Source organism: Ekhidna sp., assembly GCF_040220215.1.
Classification (GTDB): Bacteria; Bacteroidota; Bacteroidia; order Cytophagales; family Cyclobacteriaceae; genus Ekhidna.
In genome coordinates, this window is sequence record NZ_JAVJTR010000009.1 from 214,483 (window position 1) to 238,028 (window position 23,546).

The 23,546-nt window shown below is 40.9% G+C and carries 20 protein-coding genes; 9 read left to right on the forward strand and 11 right to left on the reverse strand.

Annotation, left to right across the window (positions count from 1 at the left end; genetic code table 11):
• Positions 1–55: 55 nt before the first annotated feature.
• On the forward strand, positions 56–4,822 hold the full coding sequence (locus RIC88_RS02770; RefSeq protein ID WP_350215925.1) for an MBG domain-containing protein: 4,767 nt from the start codon (positions 56–58) through the stop codon (positions 4,820–4,822).
• 46 nt (positions 4,823–4,868) lie between these two features.
• Here the strand turns inward: RIC88_RS02770 and RIC88_RS02775 are convergent, their stop codons facing one another.
• Positions 4,869–5,264 carry a cytidine deaminase gene (locus RIC88_RS02775; RefSeq protein ID WP_350215927.1) on the reverse strand — a complete coding sequence of 132 codons (396 nt, stop codon included), beginning with the start codon at positions 5,262–5,264 and terminating at the stop codon, positions 4,869–4,871.
• 91 nt (positions 5,265–5,355) lie between these two features.
• On the opposite strand from RIC88_RS02775, the gene RIC88_RS02780 reads away from it, so the two are divergent.
• Entirely contained in the window at positions 5,356–5,850 is a 495-nt protein-coding gene (locus RIC88_RS02780; RefSeq protein WP_350215929.1) for a nuclear transport factor 2 family protein, read from the forward strand.
• A gap of 60 nt (positions 5,851–5,910) precedes the next feature.
• Here the strand turns inward: RIC88_RS02780 and RIC88_RS02785 are convergent, their stop codons facing one another.
• The 4 genes from RIC88_RS02785 to RIC88_RS02800 form a co-directional block, all read right to left on the reverse strand.
• Positions 5,911–7,197 carry a citrate synthase gene (locus tag RIC88_RS02785; RefSeq protein WP_350215931.1) on the reverse strand — a complete coding sequence of 429 codons (1,287 nt, stop codon included), beginning with the start codon at positions 7,195–7,197 and terminating at the stop codon, positions 5,911–5,913.
• A gap of 70 nt (positions 7,198–7,267) precedes the next feature.
• Entirely contained in the window at positions 7,268–8,092 is an 825-nt protein-coding gene (locus RIC88_RS02790; protein ID WP_350215933.1) for a prohibitin family protein, read from the reverse strand.
• 62 nt (positions 8,093–8,154) lie between these two features.
• On the reverse strand, positions 8,155–10,515 hold the full coding sequence (locus RIC88_RS02795; RefSeq protein ID WP_350215935.1) for a penicillin acylase family protein: 2,361 nt from the start codon (positions 10,513–10,515) through the stop codon (positions 8,155–8,157).
• Between the two features lie 59 nt (positions 10,516–10,574).
• Positions 10,575–13,799, reverse strand: a complete 3,225-nt coding sequence (locus RIC88_RS02800; protein ID WP_350215937.1) for a WD40/YVTN/BNR-like repeat-containing protein — start codon at positions 13,797–13,799, stop codon at positions 10,575–10,577.
• A gap of 138 nt (positions 13,800–13,937) precedes the next feature.
• Here RIC88_RS02800 and RIC88_RS02805 point away from each other — a divergent pair, with 138 nt between their 5' ends.
• Positions 13,938–14,351 (forward strand): OmpA family protein, encoded by a 414-nt coding sequence (locus RIC88_RS02805; protein ID WP_350215939.1) that lies wholly within the window; start codon positions 13,938–13,940, stop codon positions 14,349–14,351.
• Between the two features lie 2 nt (positions 14,352–14,353).
• On the opposite strand, the gene RIC88_RS02810 is transcribed toward RIC88_RS02805, so the two are convergent.
• Positions 14,354–14,929: a hypothetical protein gene (locus RIC88_RS02810; protein ID WP_350215941.1), complete on the reverse strand. Its 576-nt coding sequence runs from the start codon at positions 14,927–14,929 to the stop codon at positions 14,354–14,356.
• A 66-nt stretch (positions 14,930–14,995) separates the two neighbouring features.
• On the opposite strand from RIC88_RS02810, the gene RIC88_RS02815 reads away from it, so the two are divergent.
• A complete protein-coding gene (locus RIC88_RS02815) occupies positions 14,996–16,081 on the forward strand; it encodes an AI-2E family transporter (protein ID WP_350215942.1) in 1,086 nt (361 codons plus the stop codon).
• A gap of 10 nt (positions 16,082–16,091) precedes the next feature.
• On the opposite strand, the gene RIC88_RS02820 is transcribed toward RIC88_RS02815, so the two are convergent.
• The 5 genes from RIC88_RS02820 to tyrS form a co-directional block, all read right to left on the reverse strand.
• On the reverse strand, positions 16,092–16,493 hold the full coding sequence (locus tag RIC88_RS02820; protein WP_350215943.1) for a hypothetical protein: 402 nt from the start codon (positions 16,491–16,493) through the stop codon (positions 16,092–16,094).
• Entirely contained in the window at positions 16,477–17,244 is a 768-nt protein-coding gene (locus RIC88_RS02825; RefSeq protein WP_350215944.1) for a class I SAM-dependent methyltransferase, read from the reverse strand. The genes RIC88_RS02820 and RIC88_RS02825 overlap by 17 nt, the downstream gene beginning before the upstream one ends.
• Positions 17,235–17,972 carry a DUF2071 domain-containing protein gene (locus RIC88_RS02830; protein ID WP_350215945.1) on the reverse strand — a complete coding sequence of 246 codons (738 nt, stop codon included), beginning with the start codon at positions 17,970–17,972 and terminating at the stop codon, positions 17,235–17,237. The genes RIC88_RS02825 and RIC88_RS02830 overlap by 10 nt, the downstream gene beginning before the upstream one ends.
• On the reverse strand, positions 17,965–18,327 hold the full coding sequence (locus RIC88_RS02835; RefSeq protein ID WP_350215946.1) for a DoxX-like family protein: 363 nt from the start codon (positions 18,325–18,327) through the stop codon (positions 17,965–17,967). Before RIC88_RS02835 ends, RIC88_RS02830 begins: the two co-directional genes overlap by 8 nt.
• Before the next feature lie 81 nt (positions 18,328–18,408).
• Positions 18,409–19,686, reverse strand: a complete 1,278-nt coding sequence (tyrS, locus tag RIC88_RS02840; RefSeq protein ID WP_350215947.1) for a tyrosine--tRNA ligase — start codon at positions 19,684–19,686, stop codon at positions 18,409–18,411.
• Between the two features lie 208 nt (positions 19,687–19,894).
• On the opposite strand from tyrS, the gene rimK reads away from it, so the two are divergent.
• The 5 genes from rimK (at position 19,895) to RIC88_RS02865 (ending at position 23,536) form a co-directional block, all read left to right on the forward strand.
• On the forward strand, positions 19,895–20,779 hold the full coding sequence (gene rimK / locus RIC88_RS02845; protein WP_350215948.1) for a 30S ribosomal protein S6--L-glutamate ligase: 885 nt from the start codon (positions 19,895–19,897) through the stop codon (positions 20,777–20,779).
• Positions 20,780–20,949: 170 nt separating this feature from the next.
• Positions 20,950–21,795: a non-homologous end joining protein Ku gene (gene ku, locus RIC88_RS02850; protein ID WP_350215949.1), complete on the forward strand. Its 846-nt coding sequence runs from the start codon at positions 20,950–20,952 to the stop codon at positions 21,793–21,795.
• Positions 21,796–21,800: 5 nt separating this feature from the next.
• A complete protein-coding gene (locus RIC88_RS02855; protein WP_350215951.1) occupies positions 21,801–22,412 on the forward strand; it encodes a tetratricopeptide repeat protein in 612 nt (203 codons plus the stop codon).
• The gene (locus RIC88_RS02860; RefSeq protein ID WP_350215952.1) at positions 22,409–22,777 is read left to right on the forward strand and encodes a hypothetical protein; all 369 of its coding nucleotides are present in this window, start codon (positions 22,409–22,411) and stop codon (positions 22,775–22,777) included. The genes RIC88_RS02855 and RIC88_RS02860 overlap by 4 nt, the downstream gene beginning before the upstream one ends.
• 63 nt (positions 22,778–22,840) lie before the next feature.
• On the forward strand, positions 22,841–23,536 hold the full coding sequence (locus RIC88_RS02865) for a TIGR04283 family arsenosugar biosynthesis glycosyltransferase (protein ID WP_350215954.1): 696 nt from the start codon (positions 22,841–22,843) through the stop codon (positions 23,534–23,536).
• Positions 23,537–23,546 lie beyond the last annotated feature (10 nt).

Sequence of the window (23,546 nt, forward strand, 5' to 3'; positions counted from 1 at the left end):
ATTGTTGAAATTAGAATAATCCTAATTGTTCTAGTTTTTATTAAATGCTGCTATCATGAGACACATATTATCACTTCTTCTTACATTTTGCTGTATAGTTTTATTTGCCCAGGATTATTACTGGGTAGGTGGTTCAGGCAACTGGTCTGACTATGCAAATCATTGGGCTACCACATCTGGAGGATCCACTTTTCATACCTCAGTTCCAACAAGCTCCAATGATGTTTATTTCGATGTGAATTCGTTTTCATCATCAGGTCAAATTGTGACATTAGATGAAGAAGCCAATTGCTTATCCATGGACTGGTCAGGCGTAACCAATTTCCCATCTATTACAAGCGATAATATCGACTTAAACATATATGGTTCACTACTTCTTGCTAGTGACATGACGGCCGATTTAAGCGATGTTGAATTTGAATCAACCACAAGTGGAAATACGATTACTTCCAACGGAGTAGATTTTGGATCAGGTTCCACCGTTCGATTTAACGGAATTGGGGGAGAATGGACATTGCAAGACAATCTTGAAACAAACAATCTTTACGTTGTTGCCGGAACACTAACTACAAACAATCATAGAATTGATGCTGGTGCCAGATTCAATACAAGTGGCTCATCAAGCAAGGTAATTAACCTGGGATCTTCTGAAATAATAGCGGAGAGGTGGTGGGTTCAGGGAACCAATCAAACCATAAATGCAGGTACGTCCACAATTGTTGTTTCATCATTTTATGGAGATACCAATGGTGATGGACCTTATAACTATTATGACGTGGTATTTGATAATTATGGAGACCTGCGAAATACTGCTTCGTTCAATAAAATAACTATTCCTGAAGGACTGTCAATTAGCCTGGAAAGCGGGAGCACCTTTACAGTAAATGAAATTGAGGCAATAGGAACTAAGCATTCTTTTATTGAGGTTGAAGCGGGTACGGAAGGTGTGGCAGCCATTATAAGTCAATCTTCAGGCTCAGTTGATTGGTCTTATGTAAAGCTGAAAGATATTTCAGCAACAGGAGGTGCTACATTCTCAGCGAATAACTCAATTGATAATGGAAACAATACCGGATGGACAATAAATGAATATGCAGGCCAGGATTATTATTGGGTTGGCGATGGCGGTAATTGGTCAGATTACGAGAATCACTGGGCTACAACATCTGGAGGATCAACCATGCACACGGATTATCCAAATAGTCTGGATGATGTATATTTTGACGAGAACTCATTTACTATAGAAGGACAAACCGTAATTCAAGATATAGAAGGTGGAACTTCATTTGGTAATATGGACTGGACCGGAGCACTCAACAGCCCGTCACTAAGTTCTTCCTACAGTTTTAACCTAAAAGCGCATGGTTCGGTAATATTCATTGATGGTATGTCAAGGGATTTATACGGGTTCGATGTTTTGGGAAATGAAACAGGACAATTGTTAGATATGTCCGGATCCGGAAGTATCACCTTTCTATCCATTCAGGGCGAGGGTGAATATGATTTGTTATCTGATATAAGTGTGGGTGTTTTTACTCAAAGAAGCGGTACTGTTAATTATAATGGAGTTTCCATTGATTGTTCCATTGATTTTGATTTAGGACACAATGAACTCGTTGCAAATTTTGGTAGTGCAACCATTACCTGTCGCGACTTCACGCATAATAGCTCTTCGTCTACTATTACTGGTACACCAAGTTTAACAGTTGAAAGAAACTTTGAAGGCAATGGAGTTCAATTTTATGAAGTAACCCTATCTGGAAGTGGTAATGTACTAGGATCAAATACTTTTGAAATCCTTCAAATTCAGCCTGGAGTTAACACCATTTTAGATGCAGGTGAGACTCAAACAATTAATCAGACACTAACCTTACAGGGGACGAAATCAAGTCCAATTAGTCTGTCCTCTGACGAAGCTGGAACACAATCATCAATATCAGTTTCCAGCGGCACAATTGATGCTATTTACCTGACATTGAAAGATATAAACGCTACTGGTGGTGCGACATTCAATGCAACTCAAACGCTTGACAATGGAAACAATACAGGATGGAATATAACAGGACTTACAGCGCTCGATTACTATTGGGTAGGAGATGGAGGAAGTTGGTCTGATTTTGAGAATCATTGGGCAACAACATCAGGTGGAAGCACGATGCATACCGATGCGCCTGGGGTTTTGGACAAAGTGTATTTTGATGCTAATTCATTTACGCTTACCGATCAGACGGTAACTGTTGATGGTGGCGATATCAGTTTTCATGATATGGATTGGACGGGCGTTACCAATAATCCTTCATTTGATTCTGACGGAAACGGCTTAAACGTGTATGGATCGATGGATTTTGATCCTAGCGTATCTATCCAACTCAACGACGTGTATTTTGTATCCACAGAAGCAGAAACTATTACACTGCAAGATGATGAACCTGGAACGAGTGCATATTTTTATTTCACCGGAAGTGGAAGCTGGACATTTAACAGTGGATTTACTGTTCGTGAATTACATCAGTACAGCGGAGATATTGACATCAATGGAAATAAAGTACTTGTAGATTTCCGAACTGACTTTTTTGGAGAGGATGCAAAAACGATGACACTAGGTGCTTCCGATTTCTTCACCAGATCATTGAGCATCGGAAGTGCTAGCAACTTGACTTTTGACGGAAGCAACTCATTTATAAGCAGCAGCTCTTCTTTCTCCACATTAGGAGGTAGTGATAATACTTTTTCTTTTAATGAATTTACATTCACTCGCTACAATTCAACCGATGAAGGAATCCTTAGTGCAGATATGACATTCAATAAACTGACTTTTGAAGCAAACACAGACATTGAGTTAAGAGCAGGGATTACAATTACCACCAATGAATTAATAGCAGTAGGAACTGCAGATGATCCAATAACCATCATTTCACAAACTGAAGGAACGACAGCTACAATTTCACAGGCTTCAGGAACGGTAGATGCTTATTACCTTGAGCTCCAGGATATAACAGCAACCGGAGGTGCCACTTTTAATGCGTTTAGCTCAATAGATAATGGGAATGTTTCAGGTTGGACATTCAATCGCTTAAGTCAAACAATCGACTTTACTGATATTCCTGATATGCCGCTAGATGCCCCGGATTTTGAGTTGGAAGCGACTGCAACTTCAGGTCTCCCGGTTTCATTTGAGGTCATTTCCGGAAATGTTGAATTGGTAGGTGATGGCTCCACCGTTTCAATTCTTGGAGGTGGACCTGTTCAAATCCAGGCTAGACAAGCGGGAAACATTGATTATGATCCAGCACCTTCGGTTGTTAAATCGTTTACTGTCACAAAACTAGGGCAGACCATTGTATTTGAGGAGCTCGCCAGCAAAACAGTTTTGGATGAAGATTTTGAGTTAGAGGCTACTGGAGGAGGTTCAGGGAATCCGGTGACATTCACTTCTTCTAATTTAGATGTCGCAACAGTTACCGGCTCACTGGTATCTATTATTGGTGAAGGATCAACCACTATTACTGCATCACAAGCAGGCAATGATGATTATGATGCCGCTGCGGATGTTGAGCAAGTTTTGACGGTAACCAAGCCTTTGCAGGTAATTGTTTTTGGTGAAATACCTGATAGGAAGCTTACAGATCCAGATTTTGAATTAAGTGCCACCGGAGGAGACTCTGGCAATCCTGTCACTTTCTCATCTTCTGACATCACTATAGCTGAAATAGATGGAAACACTGTGTCAATCCTTGGGGCTGGAACCGTAACGATTACTGCTTCACAAGCAGGAAACGAGAATTATGAACCCGCAGAAGATGTTGAAAGAACCTTTACTGTATATGATCCCTCGCAAAGTATTGAATTCGGAGAACTGGAATCTGTAAGTTATGGTGATGCAGCTTTCAATCTGACGGCAACTGCTTCGTCCGAATTGGAGGTCATGTATTTAAGCTCTGATGAGGATGTGGCTCAGGTATCAGGAAGTTTGGTTACCATTGTAGGTGTTGGAACTACAACGATCACCGCATATCAGGATGGTGATGAAATTTTTGATCCGGCAGATGAAGTGACACAAGATTTAGTAGTCAATCCGGCAATACTTTCGGTAACCGCAGAAGATAAAACTAAAGTTTATGGTGATGCCAACCCAACATTAACGGTGGTTTATGATGGTTTTGTAAATAACGAAGATGAATCTGTTTTAAATACGGAACCTACTGTGAACACAGAAGCAGATGCAACCTCAGTGGTAGGTGAGTATTCAATCACATTACAGGGGGGGTCGGCAGACAATTATGAACTAGAAAGGATTGAGGGTGTTTTGGAGGTGACCAAAAGAGACCTCACTGCTGTTGCAGACGATCAGTTTATGAGGGAGGGCGATTTCGTTCCGGAATTAACAATCAGCTATGTTGGGTTAGTAAATAATGACAGTGGTTCTGATATAGACATTCCTCCTGCGATTTCTACAACTGCGAGCTCTGCAAGTCCTATTGGAGAATATCCAATTACATTGGCTGGAGGAGAGGATAACAACTACTTAATCGTTGAAAGAATTGAAGGCACCCTGATTGTAGACAAGGCGTTAGGAACTGATATTAACGAATTGTTAGAGGTTTCTTTTTATCCTAATCCTGTGTCGGGGTTCTTAACTGTTCAATCAGATGGAAAAATGAGAAATTTAGAAATTCGTTCACTAGATGGGAGGTTGATTGGTAATTATACAATAAATCAAAACAAAAAAATTGATCTGAGAGAATCTTCTAAAGGAATATACCTTCTTATCCTAAAAGATGGAGATGTGACTATCGGTACTAGCCGTCTGATCGTAGAGTAGTTTACTTTGCGAATAGGCAGCAAGAGGCTCTCCATAGTGGAGGGCCTTATTTTTTGTTTTTAAACTCAAAAGCACCTGGCAACAAATCGTTAATGGAATGATGAAATACTTCTTCTGAATCACAATAACTAATAGTCGTTGTGTTCTTGGCAAATTCATATATGACTTGTCTGCATGCTCCGCATGGCGGGGTAGGTGTTGGTGTAGATGTGTAAACAACAATGCTCAGGATCCCAATAGCACCCTCGGAATTGACCGCATTTGCAATGGCGTTTCTTTCGGCGCAGGTGGTTAAGCCAAATGACGCATTTTCCACATTGCATCCGGTATAAATATTACCTGAAGTGGTTAATAATGCACAGCCCACTTTAAACTTACTGTATGGCGCATATGCTTTGGTTGCTGCCTCAATAGCCATTTCTTTGAGTTTGTTTTCTGACATACTTCAATGTTAATGAAATCTTAATTAACGATCCTATCAATTTTTAGCTGCGTATTTTTTGTAGTTTACAGTATAATTTAAACCAGAGCGTATGAAATATTTTTTGATGTTAACATTTGCAGCGGTACTAATCGGCTGCACCACTCCGGCAACCAATCCTACTGTCCTTACAAACGAAGACGAAGCTGCCCTTCGTGAATTTAAGACTGTGCTATGGCCCAAAGCTTATGCAGATCAGGATACTGCATTATTAAACCGGATGTTACATGAAGACTTTGAAATGGTGGATGATAATGGGGACAAGTACACCAAGGCGGATGAGTTGGAGTACATTTCTAAATATGGTCCTACTTATGATGAATTTAATTTTGAGATAACCCGTCTCGATATCTTTGATAATGGGACGGCAGTGATCTCAGGCACAGGTACCATGAAAGGTGTTGATGGGGGAGAAGCGTACATCACCACATATAAGTCTAGTAATGTAGTGATCAAAGTGGATGGTGCTTGGAAAGCGATTAATAGTCACGTGAGTGGCGTAAAGGAAGAACGATTCCCAATGGCTGGCGAAGAATCAGCTGAGTAGAAACAAAAAACCCTGATCAATCAGATGACGGATCAGGGTTTGTTATGTTTTTAATTGATTTTATCTTTTGCCTAAATCAACGTAATCCCTTTCGTTTTTACCTGTGTAAACCTGTCTTGGTCTTCCAATAGGTTCACCCATTTCTCTCATTTCTTTCCACTGTGCAATCCATCCCGGTAGTCTTCCAAGGGCAAACATCACTGTAAACATATCAGTTGGGATTCCCAATGCCCTATAAATGATACCTGAATAAAAGTCAACGTTAGGGTATAGTTTTCTTTCCACGAAATAATCATCTCTCAACGCTTCTTCTTCAAGCCCTTTTGCAATGTCTAATACCGGATCGGTGACACCAAGTTTTTCCAATACATCGTCTGCAGCTTTCTTGATGATTCGTGCTCTTGGATCAAAGTTCTTGTAAACCCTGTGTCCAAAGCCCATCAGCCTGAATGGATCATCTTTGTCTTTGGCTTTAGCCATCCACTTCTTCGTATCCCCACCATCATTTTTGATGTTTTCCAGCATTTCAATCACAGCCTGATTAGCTCCACCATGAAGTGGTCCCCAAAGTGCATTGATGCCGGCAGAAATAGAAGCCCAAAGACTAGCCTGGCTTGACCCAACAATTCTCACTGTAGAAGCTGAACAGTTTTGCTCATGATCTGCATGGAGAATCAATAACTTGTCCAGTGCGTTGGCTACCACCGGATCAACCTCATATTCCTCAGCAGGCAGGGCAAACATCATGTTTAGGAAGTTGCCACAATAATCCATTTTGTTGTTCGGATAGATTACCGGGTGACCAACCTTTTTCTTGAATGCCCACGCAGCAAAAGTTGGCATTTTTGCCAAAAGTCGAATGATGCTAAGCTCGGTCTCTTCCTTAGATCTGTTTGGATCAAGGCTGTTAGGGTAGAAGGCAGTCTGTGCTGTAATCAAAGAAGATAGAACACCCATTGGATGTGCAGCAGATGGGAAACCGTCTAGGATTTTCTTTATATCCTCATTCACAAGTGTGTGATGAGTAATATCACCAGCAAATTTGTCAAGTGTTTGTTTACTTGGCAGATCACCATAGATCAGCAAATAAGCCACTTCCAAAAACGTTGAATTATCCGCCAATTGCTCGATCGGGTATCCTCGATATCGAAGAATTCCTTTCTCACCATCAAGAAAAGTGATTGCACTTTCGCATGAACCAGTGTTTTTGAAGCCTCTGTCTAATGTGATTACACCAGACTGGCCTCTGAAAGCACTGATATCAATGGCCTTTTCCTGCTCCGATCCTTCAACAACCGGAAGTTCGTAGGTTTGACCGTCAATGGTTATTTGGGCGGTTTTTGACATGTTGTATATTCTTCTTTTGCTGATTTAAAATTTCCTCGAAATTAATGATTATAATCTAGATTTTGAAGGGTTAGTTCCCATTCAGGATAAGCGGCAGGCCTCCATCTGCCCCACCAATTACAATCACTTTCGAATTGGGTGAGTTAGCAATGTTCATGGTAGCTTCGATTCCTCTCATTTTCAATAGTTCGTCCGTTAAACTACTGTTAATGATCTTGTTGGCTGCTGCTTCACCTTCAGCTGCAATTCGCTTTCTTTCTGCTTCACTTTTTTCCCGATCCAATCTGAATTCATAAGCCAATGCTTCTTGTTCTTGCTTCAATTTGTTTTCGATGGCAGTTTTAATTTGTTCTGGTAGTTTGATTGAGCGGATCAGCATGCTTTTCATTTCTACCTCATTCCCCGGAGCACCAAGCACCATTTTGGTTTCATCTTTTATTGCCGATTCTACTTCCGGTCTTTTTGTGGAGTAGATTTCTTCAGCTGTGTATCTTCCCATTACCTGACGGACAGTAGATCGAGCTTCCGGTATCACCAGGCGCTGAATATAGTCACCTCTGAAATTTTCCTGAATGGTACCGATAGCATCAAATTTTGGATGAAAGCGGACTGTCACATCCACGCTGATGCTCAAACCATTTTTGTCAAGCACATCCATGGTTTCTTCGATTTTACTTTCAGAAACTTCATAGATGTAGACGTCATTCCAAGGTGCTTTCACATGCCAACCTGGCCCAATGATATTTTCCTTTTCCAAAGTTCCACTTAGTGATCTAAATAGTACTGCTCTTTCTGATGCCTCTATCCGATAAAATATTCTATTAAAGGCTGATAGTAGCACTATAAACGCTACAATTCCAATAATGATAAACGGTAAAAACTTTCTGTTGTCCATGACTTTAGATTAAAGTTGTTTTGATTTTGCGTAAAGGTAACATGTCAGGATGACCTCAGGGTTCACTCTAATGGTTTAAGCACAAGTTTATTTTCAGATCGCTTGATTTGATCATGGTTCATAAGCATTTGTCTGAATTTACCTTCTGCATACATCTCAGCCTGATCATTATAATGTGGACTGAAGTAATTGCCGGATTGACCCGTAGGGAGTATGCTCCAGCTATTATTTCTCACATCTGAAAAATCAACGATTCTTCGGGTGGACGGGCCAAAACTGATGGATTGATTTTTAGCATCTTGATATGTATAACCCATGTTGGTTAACACCTCATTAGCTCCGGATACCGGAAAGTCTCCTACATTTAAAAAGCTAATAACATCACCCATGGCATGTTTGTGTCTTAGCAGGTGGGCATTTCCCCATTTCCATTTGGTGTAATCCTCACCCCAATATTGTGAGAGTGAATTAATTGTTGTCTCGAAGGCGATTATTATAATATCGCCTCTTGTTTCCACCTTTTCAGTGTTAATATCATCCCACCAGCGGGTATTTTCATTCTTAATCAAATGCTCAGCTGCCACTTTGTATGTGTGAGTTCGCTTGTACATACCCCATAAACCTTCGCCAATTTCATCCTTTTGAGCAGCCTTTAGAATTTCGTTTACCCACCTCTGAAAAATCAAGGGTTCAAAGTCATCTTTCTGAAAAGTACCATCCCATTCACTCAATGATTTCATAAGCTCAGTTTTATCTGTTTCCCGAACGGCACTTAGCAATATCTCTTTAGTTGCCACATGCATCATTGATTTATTGTCAAGTAGCATTTGCTTAATGTCTTCTACCGAGACAGAAGGGTTGGCATTCAGGATTTCAGTTATTCGTTCTCCACGATCATCCGGAAGGTAATAACCAGCATAGAGGACGCCATCTACGGTATCAGGCTGATTGTTGGCACTGTGAACAAAACCCCAGGGAGGGTTTATTGCATGTGGATTTCTGCTGAATGAATAGGAGCTGTCCGCATCATCAAGACCGGTTGATCCGTCATAGAATGTTTTGCTCGTTCGTTCATCTCTTCGTTTGATCAGCTTTCCTACTGCCCACCAGGCTACATTACCGGACGAATCCCCATACATGATGTTTAGGCCCGGGCCATGGATCATCGATGCAGCCTTTTCGATATCTGACATCTCATCAGCCTGAATAAATCCATATACCGCCTCTATCATATGATTTGGATTGCTTGAGGTGACCCAATACATCGAAACGATATCTTCCAGTGACTCTTCTTTTAGAATGTCTGAAACGATAGGGCCATGAACAGTTGATCGGATGTTAAAAGAAACAGATTCTTCACCTTTCACCTTTATGACTTCATTTTTTAGTGCTATGTCTTTCCATTCACCCCGGTGCATGTATTTCATGGAATCTTCCGGGTGAATTTCTTCCACATAGAAATCCATATCGTCATTTTCGAACATGGTTATCCCTATCGCTTGCCGGTCTGAATGCATGAGTAGGGGGAAGGGAGCTCCGGGAATATGATAGCCATAGTATTCATTTTCCGGGCTAATTAAGTGTGACTCATACCATACTGAAGGCTGTGAAAATGCAATGTGAGGATCATTAGACAGAATAACCTTTCCGTTTTCAGTCTTTTGAGGAGAAAGTACCCAACTGTTACTGCCAATGAATTCAGGTACACCAATGCTGTTTAGAACAGCTATTGTCTTCTTAGCCTGCTCACTGTAGCGATCGTCGTACGAGGGTAAGGTAGATTCTCCTTTATAGTGATAGATGTTTAAATCATTTAAATAGCCAGAATCCAGTTTTTGAGAAAGCTCTGTTAACACAGGGTCCGTAATGTGGGCATTCGAAAAGCTGAATGACATGTATGTGAGCGTTTCAAATACATTTTGAATTTCAAAGGGCTCCACATCAAGACCTAAAATGGTATACTCTATTGGTTTAGGGTTGTTTTGGATGTAATCATTAATCCCATCAACGTAGGCCTGAACGAGCGGAAGGCTTTCATGATTTCTTTGAATGTAATCCTTAGCTGACTGCTTTGCATAAGAGCTTAGCCCCATCGTTCTCAGGAACTCATCATTTCCAATCATATCCGGTCCAAACAGCTCCGACAGTCGCCCACTACCAACATGCCTCAGTAGGTCCATCTGCCATAACCTTTCTTTAGCATGGATGTAGCCAAGTGTCTTATAAGAATCAACTTCTGTGTTTGCGTAGATGTGCGGAATACCAAACTCAGTGAAATAGACATCCACCTGTTCTGATAAACCGGAAAGATCGATTTGACCTGAATAGGAGGGCGTCAGGCTGTTTTTAAGGGAGAAAAAATAAGCAGCAATTCCTATGATAAGGATAAGAATGAGTGCTCCAAGAATTTTGAGGATTTTCATTGAGTCTAATTTGGAGCAAAATAAAAAAGCCGCCTCACAATGAGACGGCCTTTCTGTTACTATTCTTTTATTTCTTCATAGTCTTTAAAAGGGGAGGTGTCCAGTCCCTCAACCGCTGACCTGAACTCCGGCCAATTCTTGGAATAAAATCCGTTAACCATTTCCATCGCTTCTTTCAGATCTTTCTCAAACTTGTCAATCAGTTTTTGCTCTGTTGCACCAGGTGCATGAAGGGCATTCGATGTATATCTGGATGCAGCAAAATATGAGTTATTTACACTATTCGGCGTTCCTCGGGTGATTCCCTGTCTGTCATCTTCCTCGCCTAAGAATACATCAAGCATGCTATTCAGCGTGTCAATGGTTGTTTTGCACAATTCGATCTGCTCTTTGTATCCTTCCTTGTCCTTCTCTTTCAAATCACCTTGGATGCCTTTAGCAATATCGATGCTTTCTTTTAGTCGATCCACTGCTTTGACTCCCATTGCATACTTAGATTCTAAATCTTTGAGTGCATTGTATTGTGCTCTGATAGCGGCATCAGATATTTCAATTCTAGGGTCGTATCTAACTTCCACGTTAGTTGAGTCTTTCTGATCACCGAAAGTGAACCTGACCTTATAAGAACCCGGCAAAACGGTAACACCACCCGACTCACGATTTCCTCTTCGATCTCTTCTGCTCATTCGATCGGTACCTTTTTCATCCATATACCAGAAGGTTCTATGGATGCCATTTTTTTCTGGTGCTTTGGATTTTAACGTTCGGATCACCTCGTCACCATTGATAATTTCAACGGTAAGGGAATCAAAAGAAACCTTGTCTTCATCTTCCTTATCTTCTTCTTCCGGTTCTTCGCTTTTCTTTTTCTTCTTGCCATTATCAGCTTCTTCTTTTTTCTCTTTTTCCGGACGATTGATCGAATAAGAAAGCATAGCACCATATGGTCTGTTTTCCCCGTTGTATAGGGCATCACCACCAAACCTTGATCCTTTTGGTTGCTGGTTCGATGCTACATAGGCAACCGGAGGATCATAAACATTCAATGTTTTAGTCAATGTAGACGAGCCATTTCTAGCTATTTCTCTTAATGGACGTATATCATCCATGACCCAAATGGATCTTCCAAATGTTCCAATGACCAAATCATGCTCCTCCGGGTGAATGACCAGGTCATAAGCATTGGTAGTAGGGAAGCCTTCAGCATCCCATTTAGTCCAGTTCGTACCTGCATCGATAGAAACATAAAGTCCGTCATCCGTTCCAAGGAAAAGCAACCTTGACTCTTCAGGATCTTCTACAATGGAAAGCGCATAGCTAACCACATCATTGCTGTCTACGATTCGTTCCCAGGTTTGACCATAGTCTTTTGTTCTATAGGCATAAGGCGTATAATTAAATCTTCTGTAATCGTTGGCGACTAAAAGTGCCTCGCCTTCATTTTTGTTTGAAGCTTTGATTTGGGTGATCCAGGTTCCTTTTGGTAGTCCCGGTAGATTATTCCCGATGCTACTCCAGCTATCACCGCCATTTCTGGAAAGCTGAACATTCCCGTCATCCGTTCCAACCCAAAGTAAATCTGAATTCAATGGGGATGGCTCAATTACGATGACCGTGCAGTAGTTTTCTGCTCCGGTTGCATCCATCGTCAACCCGCCACTTTCTCCCTGCTTCTGTTTTTCAGGATCATTGGTGGTTAAATCCGGAGAAATGATCTCCCAGTTTTGACCACCATCAGTACTTCTATGCACAAACTGACTTCCAAAATAGACGGTACCAGGATTTTGAGGATCACGCGCCATCGCTGCATTCCAGTTAAACCTTAGCTCAACGTCACCTTCAGGATAGGTTGGTCGTACTGTTTCATTGTAGCCGGTCTTACGATCGTAGATCGAAGCGAAACCTTGCTGAGAAGTAGAGATACCATATCGGCTATCTCTTGGATCGGGAAGTACATCAAACCCGTCACCAAAGGAAATTTCCTGCCAATAGTGATTTCTGATTCCTTGCGCTTTCCAAACGTATGCCGGACCAGCCCAGGAGCCATTGTCTTGCATTCCTCCATATACATTATAAGGTGTTTCATTATCAACATTGATATGATAGAATTGACCTACAGGCAGGTTTTCAATAAATCTCCAGGTTTCTCCACGATCTCTTGTGATGTTCAGGCCACCGTCGTTACCATCCATCATGAAATTGGGATCATTTGGATGAATGTACCATGCGTGGTGATCGGGGTGAACACCATTGTCTACGCCGTATGCAGGCATGAGTTGCGTGAAGGATTTACCTCCATCTACAGATACATTCACATAAGTGAATATGCTGTAAACCCGGTTTTCATTTACCGGATCAACATAGATCTCAAAATAGTAAAAAGGTCTGTTTCCGATATCGTCACCATCATTGATTTTATTCCATTTGAATCCACCGTCATCTGAGCGATACAGGGCATTCTTTTTAGACTCCACTATTGCATAAACCACATTAGGTCGGGAAGGGGCAATTGCTAAGCCTATTCTTCCAAGTTCTCCTTTTGGTAGTCCATCTTCATCCGTTCTTTGCTCCCAGGTTTCACCACCATCGAACGTCACATATAGACCGGATCCCGGCCCACCTGATTTGAAGAACCAGGGATCTCTTTTGTGTTCCCACATGGCGGCAATAAGCTTGTTGGGATTTGTTGGGTCCATGATCAGTTCAGCTGCACCCGTGCGGATGTTGGTAAACAAGATCCGATTCCAGGTTTTACCACCGTCAGTGGTTTTATAAACACCTCGTTCTTCATGCTCGCCCCATGGAGAACCAATTGCCGCTACATAAATTGTATTTGGATCATTCGGGTGAATGATAATCCGGTGAATGTGACGGGTCTTTTCCAATCCCATCTTTTTCCAGGTCTTTCCTCCATCCAGCGTTCGGTAGATGCCGTCTCCGCCGTTCAGTGAGTTTCTTGGGTTTCCTTCGCCGGTTCCTACCCATACAACCGATGGATTGGATTGCTGAATAGCCACTGCCCCAATAGATGCCGTGGTTTGATCATTAAAGATGGGTTTCCAGTCAATTCCGCCGCTGGTAGATTTCCACACCCCACCGGATGCAGAGCCGACATACATAACGTCCGGTTCATCAGTTACAACATCTATGGCCGTAATCCTGCCAGACATTCCTGCAGGACCGATGTTTCGGGGAGCCATGTTTTTAAGTGCTTCCATATCTACTTTCTGGGCGAATGCCATTGAGCAGATGGTTAAAAGCATAGTGAGTAATTTGTACTTCATATCTTTTAGGTTTTCTGTTAAAGAGTTGCGGTAATTTAAAAATTAAGAGGGAGACGAATAGCGTGAATATTGATGAATGGTTGAATGGAAAGATGGATGCCCGAAACAAGCATACCGTATCTCCGTTAATTTTATGACGTGCGTTTCCTAACGATCATATTATTGGTATTTTCCGGCACATTAAGCTATGCGCAGGATGAGCCTCATGCCTATATACTTAAGAGTATTTATTTTGGTGGTGGGAGCTATTATGTAGATGAGTATCAGTATGAAGAGCTGAAGCATCTTATTGATTCGGTAAAGGATATCCGCGATTACACAATCACAATTCACAGCCATACGGATAATATCGGAGGGGCTGCCTATAATGAATGGCTGTCGCAGATGAGGGGTGATGCCGTAATTGAGAAATTGCTTTTTCTTGAATTCAAGTCCAATCAAATTGAAAAGCGTGATTTTGGACAGTTCAATCCTGTCTATGATAACAACACCTGGGAGGGCAGGCGCAGAAATCGTAGAGTAGATATTATTTTCTGGCCAGTTGTTATGTGAGTTTATTTCTTCGGCGGATTAATCATGATATGCGCTCTGTGTGTTCCGGGATCCATAATCCATGGTGCTCCGGGAGCTGGTGGACTAAGTGGCATGCCTGTACTTTCTTCAGTAGCATATGGGATGTAAATCACATAGCGGGTATATAAGTTGTCAATCTCACCAGTTTCTTCATTAGGATCACCTGTAGTTACATAAAGAGTTGCTTTGTCAGGCATTTCCAATGTGCCTGCTTTTACTTCTTCTTCTCGTTTATCAAATACCTGTTTGAAATCTAGCCCTTGCGCTTTCAGCTCTCTGCCTCTGGTCATAAATGGCTCCAAACTTTTGTGATAGGCAGCTACACTAAAACCATCTTTCGACGGGTCATCTGCAATGCAAACAAAATCGTTGGTTCCTTCCCGTAGTGATACCAGCTCACCATCTTTGTTAAAACCTAAAACAGCTGCTTCTGCTCTTTGATGCTCTGGAGCTGCAAGAACTGCCGTCTTTAGCTGATATTCTTTGTTAGGAATTTCCTGACCGGTGCAGCTTAACAATAGCAAAAACAAAAGGGATAGTGAAGTGAGATTTTTCATGTTTTGACTTTTTGAATCTTTCTTAAAGATAGCCGTTTCCTGCAGTAATTCAATTATTTTGCGATCATGAGTTCACCAACAGACATGGAACGATCACTTCGACACATTAAGATTATCCTCATGATTTTCTTAGGTATTGCTACGCTTTACCTGATGAGGGAGCTTGCGAACTTGTTGGTTCCGCTGTTTTTCGCCTTGTTTTTCGCTATTCTTTTTCAACCTGTTGTGCATTTATTGCAAAGATTCTTTTCAATAAATGTCAGCATCGCCATTACCACACTTTTGACGATGACCATCTTTTTCTTCATTGGCGTTGGAATTTTTAATGTAATTCAAGCGCTTATTGAAAACAGTGAAACCATTCTAAACAGTATTTCCACTGAATTAAGACCTTTCATCAACAACTACACGGTTTATTTCGGTGTAACCTTTCAAGAGGGCGAACTAAGGGAGTTGGTAGTGGAAATGTTGCAAACCGGTCAGTTCTGGTCGGCATCAGGATCATTTATCAATAGTCTCAGCGGTATGGCAGCAGAGCTGTTGATGACCATTCTATATTTCGCTGGCTTATTAGGAGCGATTACACAATATGATAGTACCATATCATATTTAATTGGTGCTTCAAGCAGGGACAAAGAGAAGTCTCTGAAAACCTTCAAGCGTGTAAGGGATTCAGTGGGATCGTACATCAAAGTAAAGACGCTGGTGAGTGTGATGACAGGTATCGCCATTGGTTTGCTGTGCTGGTTTTTTGGAATTGACTATGCGCTTTTATGGGGCTTTTTAGCACTTGTCCTTAACTACATTCCCTACATAGGATCTTTGATTGCCATCATTCCTCCGTTGGTACTCGGAATTATCGATTCCAGTTCGGTTTCACAGGTGCTGGTCATATTTGTTTGTTTGGAAGGGGTTCAGCTCATTATGGGAAACATCGTGGAGCCAAAACTGATGGGAGACTCTTTCTCGATGAACACGGTTTCCGTGCTGTTTGGATTTGTATTCTGGGCGTTTCTTTGGGGAACTGCCGGAATGCTGCTGGCGGTTCCGCTCACCTTTCTCTTTAAGGTGATTTTAGAGAATATGTCTGACGCGGGGGTGCTCGTTCGGTTGATGGAGAAGAAGCAATTGGTGAAGAAGGAGAGGGTTTAGTTTACTGTTTTCATTGGCTCGTTATTCCTACAGTAATAAATACAACGCTAAGATATATCCATGCACAGGTGAATATGACGTGCACAAATGTTTCGAACTTCTTCCCCTTCCAGAGGTGAACAGAATATACAAATAGTTGAATAAGAAGTCTGAAACTCCAAAAAACTCCAAAACCAAATGAGACTCTTTTACCCAGTGTTGTTTTCACAAGTTCATTGGTAGAAGTAAGACAAAGCAATCCCATTAAGATGACAGTTAAAGCAATGAAAAAAGTATGCACCATCATTACTTGCCTGTTAATCAATGAAAGAGACTGAAGTTCAGCTTTCCAATTAAAGTATTTTGGGAATATTATATGAATTAAGCCCAGGACAATCAGGAGGACTCCAATAATCTTAATGTGAAGTTCCATTATTTGGAGTTAGAATAAATGTTGTCACGAAAGGAGTGGTTTTCTGTTCTCCAATCAAATTTAGATTTGAACCATAAAAAACGTTTATCCACGAAGCTCGAGAATAGAAATGCAAGAAACCAATAGTGTAGGCAAAGAAGTTATTTACGTCTCTTAAATGTTCAGTCACAAAGATTTTTCCATTTGACTTAGTTACCCTTCTGAGCTCTTTAAAAAGTTGTTTTCGTTCTTTTAAGTTTCTAATCTCATGTGCTGCAAACGTCACACAGACCAGTTCAAATTGACTATCTGAATACGGTAAAGATCCTGTTTTTACTATCACAGTCTTTGGGTGAGGAGGGTATGCTTTTCTTGCTCGTTTAATAGATATTTCAGTATGTTGTTTTGGATCATAAAAATCACAAATATGTAGTTCTGATTCTTTAAATTTTTTTGCAATGATTAAACTGGTTTCATCAAAACCTGCATTTATGTTTAGTATTTTCTTATCACCTTTATCTGACAATCCGTCGAGCCATTTTAACTCATAGAGTTTTGATTGATCATATACATAATAGGTTGTCACAATTGAAATTAGTGTGGTTATTAGTATTGTGAGCGCAAGGCCTACTAAAATCCATTTCCAATAATTATACAAATTGGTTGATATGAAAAGAAAAATCACAATTCCAAATGCTGCAATGGCATAAAAATGCCAGTTAAAACGTAGAACGTTTGCTAATCCTTGAAATGGTCGTCTTTCTATCCCCACCTTTCAAGTTTTCCTTTCTTCCAATAATATGGAATATTCTTAACCTCAAAAGCACTTGCAAGCTTATAGGTTTTTAACTCAAGCCGTTCTAAGAAGCCAATATGATAGTCAGTTACATGAACAGGTTCAGGCTTCCAGTTGTTACGAACTCCCTCAATGATTATCACAGTTCTTTCCTGTTCGTTGCAAGTGAAGGTGAAAGGAAGCGGACCAGCGAACCTTCTGGCTTCCTTCCATGAATCGAAGGGACTAGAGTCAGGTAGAGTCAAGTCTTGTCTTTCAATGTTCAGGTTCACTTCGAAGTTCGAACGATTGGATTGGATGGTTTCTGATTGACCTTGATTGCTAATATGAATATCAGTTGTTGTGTAATTGTAATGAGTGAAAATATTCCCCAGATATTGCATTTTCTTTTTGTCTGTTTCAGACTTTAAGATGAATAGTCCTCTAAGGTTTTTGTTAGCTAGGTTACGATATCGAACAAATACTCGGTAACCAATAAGAAAAAAGTTATTACCGAGAACACTAGGAAAATCTTTTGGTCTTAGATTATTGGTTTGAACCATAGCAACAGCAATAAATGCCCACTCATTTTGAAAGGTGTCTAGAGTTAGCGGACAAGGGATCAATGGCTCAATTTGTTCTTTTGGAACAGCAAAAGTTAATACCAGAGATCTTTCAAAAAATGCTTCGACAGGAAAAGGATGGTTTTTAAGGTAACTAAGCACTCTTCTTTAGTTTGAATTCATTATAGTAAATCAAGGCAATAAACATTAAAGCGAAAATGATATTCAATCTTCCCCACATTAGTAAATTAGGTACTAGAAGGAACTCTAGAATATTCATGGCTCCAATAACTACAATCTGAGTTGCAGCATTTAATTTCGGTCTGTAGTTACTAAGAATCCAAATTGTCATTACAATTTCCGTAGTTCCAATAAGAATTGTCAATATTCTTGAATAATCAGTAGCTAAAATTTGCTCAACAATTTGTTGATGTCTTGGTTCAAGATTCAAAATTTTGCAAAATAATCCATTGACTAGCCAAATGCAGGCAATCAGCACTTTTATGATTCGATGCATTCGACTGGGATTTTTCAAATTGAATCAATAAGAGAACGTTTATCTCGAAGCAAAGAATAATACAAGAATCTTCACTCAGCCTCAGACCACCTTAATCAAATAATAATTCTTCTTTCCGCGCTGCGCCAGCAGATATTTATCTTGTAGCAAGCTGAAATTCACTTCCTGATCGTGTGCTTCAACTTTGGTTTTATTGATGCTTACACCACCACCCTGGATCATTTTTCTAGCTTCCCCTTTTGATTTGAATATAACATTCTGAGTAGTCTCGCTGAGGAAAGTAGTCACATCATTTCCACCAAGATCGCTTTTGCTTACCTCCGTTTGTGGAACTCCCTCAAAAACCTGAAGCAGTGTCTTCTCATCCAGGCTCTCCAAATCTTCAGTTGTTGATTTCCCGAAAAGGATAGCACTCGCCTTAATAGCTGTTTCCAAATCCGTTTTTGAATGCACCCGTTCGGTTAGCTCCTCGGCAAGGGTTCGTTGCAACAATCGCTGGTGAGGTGCTTCTCTGTGCTCAGCAATTAACCCTTCAATCTCTTCACGATCTTTCAGGCTGAATATTTTAATGTATTTCTCCACATCCTCATCAGAAGAGTTGATCCAATACTGGTAGAACTTATAAGGAGAAGTTTTCTCGGCATCCAGCCAGATGTTGCCGCCTTCTGATTTACCAAACTTGGAACCGTCCGCTTTGGTAATGAGCGGGGTGGTCATGGCGAAAGCTGTGCCTTGCTCTTTCCGTCTGATGAGCTCTGTACCCGTAACAATGTTTCCCCATTGGTCTGAGCCTCCGAGCTGCAGTTTGGCATTCTTGTGCTTCCACAGGTAGTAGAAATCATACCCCTGAACCAGCTGATAAGAGAACTCAGTAAAAGACAGCCCTGTTTCTAATCGGGACTTAACAGAGTCCTTCGCCATCATATAATTGATGGTGATATGCTTGCCCACATCCCGGATGAATTCAAGAAAACCAAACTCCTTAAACCAATCATAGTTGTTCACCACTTCAGCCGCATTTTCTCCTTCGAAGGACAGGAAGCTCTCCAGCTGTTTCTTCACGCATGAAAGATTGTGATTTAGGGTTTTCTCATCAAGCAGGTTTCTTTCTGCAGATTTCCCGGAAGGATCGCCCACCATTCCTGTAGCTCCACCCACCAATGCCAAAGGCTTGTGTCCACATCTTTGAAAGTGGACCAATGTCATAATCTGAACCATGTTTCCGATATGAAGAGAATCTGCCGTCGGATCAAAACCAATATACGCAGCTGTCATGCCTTTATTGAGCTCCTCCTGAGTCCCCGGCATCATGTCATGCACCATTCCGCGCCACTGCAGTTCTTCTACAAAATCCTTCATTGTGTTCAGTTAAAATGAGCTGGCAAAAATAGGAGGGTTATCTGTTCAGGTCAACAAAATCAACGCATATATGTGATAAAGTAAATCTTGTTGGTGATTTATTTAATTAACTTTCAATACTACCGTCAACATTTGTGGCTAATCCTATATTTGTTGCCTTAAATAATCAGCCCACAAAAAGAGGGCATCATCAATAGAAGCCAAAGAAATGCGCATAGCCGTACTATCCAGAAACCCAAAATTGTATTCAACTAAAAGACTTGTTGAAGCAGGAGAAAAGAAAGGTCATGAAATGTTGATCATTGACCACACACGATGCAATATTGAAATCGAAAAAAAGAAACCAAAGATCTATTATAAAGGTGAACAGGTTACCGGTGTACATGCCATCATACCACGTATTGGAGCGTCTGTTACCTTTTTCGGTACGGCTGTCGTTCGTCAATTTGAAATGATGAATGTATTCTCAACCACTGAATCTGTGGCATTGGTGAGGTCCAGAGATAAACTAAGAAGTTTACAAATTCTGTCGCGGGCAGGTTTAGGCCTTCCCAAGACCGTATTCACGAATTACTCTAAAGATGTAGAGACACCTATTGCTGCAGTGGGTGGAGCACCTTGCGTCATAAAGTTGCTGGAAGGAACTCAAGGTTTGGGCGTTGTATTAGCGGAGACCAAGAAAGCGGCAGAATCAGTATTGGAGGCTTTCAATGGGTTGCAGGCCAGAGTAATTGTGCAAGAGTTTATCAAGGAAGCTGGCGGTGCTGATCTTCGAGTGTTTGTTATTGGAGACAGAATAGTAGGCGCCATGAAACGACAGGGCAAAGAAGGTGAGTTTCGATCCAACCTTCATCGTGGGGGATCAGCTGAGATTGTTGAGTTGTCAGACGTGGAAGAGCGGACTGCACTTAAGGCAGCAAAAGCAATGGGACTAGGGGTGGCCGGAGTGGACATGCTGCAATCATCCAGGGGGCCACTTATTCTGGAAGTGAATTCTTCGCCAGGATTGGAAGGAATTGAAGCGGCAACCGGAAAAAATATAGCAGGGGAGATCATCAAGTACATCGAGCGTAATGCTGACTATGATGATTGATAAATTATTGATTATCAGTAGCTTGAATTTGAAATAGTTCAGACAGAACTTTCTTTGGTATCGAGGTTTATGTTTTTATAAAAAATTAATAATCAATTAGTTAACAAGCTTTACTTGTATTAAAGATTAAAGATTTTTAAATTTCTACCTAATTCAGTAAATTCATACGTATGCGGGCAATCTGGAAAGGACATATTCGATTTTCAATGGTGACGATTCCGATCAGAATTTATAATGCCATTGACACGGCTCAAAAGGTGCAATTCAATCTCCTTTCGAAGGAGACTAACAATCCTGTTAAATACGAAAAAAGAGATAAGGTTACAGGAGATGTGCTTCGCCAGGAGGATATCGTGAAAGGCTACCAGTATGAGCCGGGTCAGTTTGTGATTGTAGAGCCGGAAGACTTTGAGAAAGTAAAGTTGAAAAGTACCAAGGTGATTGAGATTGAAGGGTTTGTGGATGCTACTGAAGTTCATGAGACACTTTATGATTCACCGTACTTTGCAGGACCGGATGGAGATGTAGCGAGTAAGACATACGCGCTATTGAGTCAGGCTTTGCGTGAATCAGGAAAAGTTGCTGTAGGTAAAGTGGTTTTGAGAGATCGTGAAAGTGCGGTGCTACTCAGCCCTCATGATCGTGGTATTATGATCTATAAGCTGCGATATCCGAATGAGGTAAGAAGCATCAAGGATGTTCCAAATGTGCGCATTGAAGAGGATGCGGATGAAGAGCAACTGAAACTTGCCAACATGCTGATCAAATCCATGACCAAGAAGTTTAAAAAGATTGAGCTGGAAGATAAGTACAATGAAGCGCTGAGGGAGATGATTGACAGCAAGATTCAGGGCAATGAGATTGTGTCATACGTAGAAGAAGAGCCAGAAGTGGTGGATATCATGACGGCATTGAAAGCCAGCATCGATCAGGCAAAAGAAGCTAAGAAGCCAATGAAAAAGGCTGATAAGAAGGAGAAGGATGAGGAGAAAGATATGAAACGAAAAGCAAGCTAAAATAGATGACTAAGGTAGTTCAATTTCCGGTTAATCCTCCCGAAAAACTCGGACCGAAGAAGGTTCGCAGGAGAAGAAAACCTAATCCGGAAGATTATGGACAGCTCAACATGTTTGATCAATTACCGGACAATACGCCTGTGGTTTCTCTTCCCAAAGCGGGATCTTTTTTTGAGGAAGCACTTCAATTGGATGAGGATGGGAAATCTGAAGCTGAGAAATACTATTTATTAGCCATTGAAAATGATCAGTCCATCGAGGATGCTTATTGCAATCTGGGTATTTTAAAATCCGGTCAGGGCGACCTGAGTAAGGCAATCGATTACTTAACACAATGCCTGAAGAAGAACCCCAGACACTTTGAGGCGCATTATAATCTGGGCAATGTTTATTCGGATTTAGGCAACCTGGAACTTGCAAAAGTTCATTATGAACTCTCCACCCAGATTGAGCCTGAATACCCAAATAGTTATTACAACCTTGGATTGGTATTGATCTCATTAAAAAAATACAAAGATGCCATCCAAAGCATCAATAAATTCGTTGAATTAGCTCCAAGCACAGAGCATAAGGTAGCTAATGAATTAATTAAAACTCTAAACTCCATAGCCACATGACCCAAGACAAACACCCAGTACTCAGTGAGCATTTTGAGCGATTAAAGGAGCTTATGCCCGATGTTTATGCCAAGCATTTTCGGGAGGAGCGGGAAACCAAGAATCAAAAGCTATTTCGAATGTTGAAACATTCACTGGGTGTAATAGAAGCTGTATACCTTCAAAACAGTGACAATTTTTCCTTGTCAAAAGCTGAGGAATACAGCAAGATCATTGAAGAGCTAAAAGTGCTAGGCTATAGCTATTCCGGCCAACCGGAGTTGCTGAACAAAGCAGCCAAGTTTATGATTATGAAGGCGAAGAAGCCTATGGAGAAAGCAAAAGGAGCCATTCAGAAAGAGAACAAGGGTCGTCAGGCTATGTGATTTTTCAGGAATAGAAATACATACTTCAGGTTTTCTTCGTAAATAGCTGAAAAGCTACATTCATTGGTCATTAGCATCATCATACCTACCCTCAACGAAGAAAATTACATCGGCACGTTGTTAACGTTTCTTTCTTCTCATCCTCTCAAAGATCAATTTGAAATAATTGTGGTTGATGGTGGAAGTACTGATGCCACAGCCACAATTGTTAAAGAATATGATTGTAGACTTACTTCCACAACTATACAATCCCGCGCTCATCAGATGAATGAAGGAGCGAAACTGGCGAAGGGTGACGTGCTTTATTTTGTTCATGCGGACACACAACTAATTCCCAGTTTTGTAGATGATATTGAGACAGCCATACAAGCAGGAGCTAATTCCGGCTGTTATCGTTTCAAATTTTATAAGCCAAAAAATCCCTTACTTCATATCAATGGCTACTTTACCCGCTTTCCGTTTAAATGGTGCAGGGGAGGAGACCAAACTTTGTTTATCAAAAAGGATTTGTTTGGATCATTAGGAGGCTTTGATGAGCATTACGTAATCATGGAAGATTACGAGCTTCTTGATCGATTAGAGCGGCAAAACGTTCCTTTCATGGTGTTACCAAAAAGTGTAAAAGTATCCGCCAGAAAATATGAGAAGAACTCATACCTTAAAGTGCAACTTACCAATCTAAAAGCTATGCGGATGTATAGGAATGGAGTTAGTCCAGTTGAGATCAAGAATTTTTACTGCGCTACGTTGAATGGTTAGTTTAAAATGG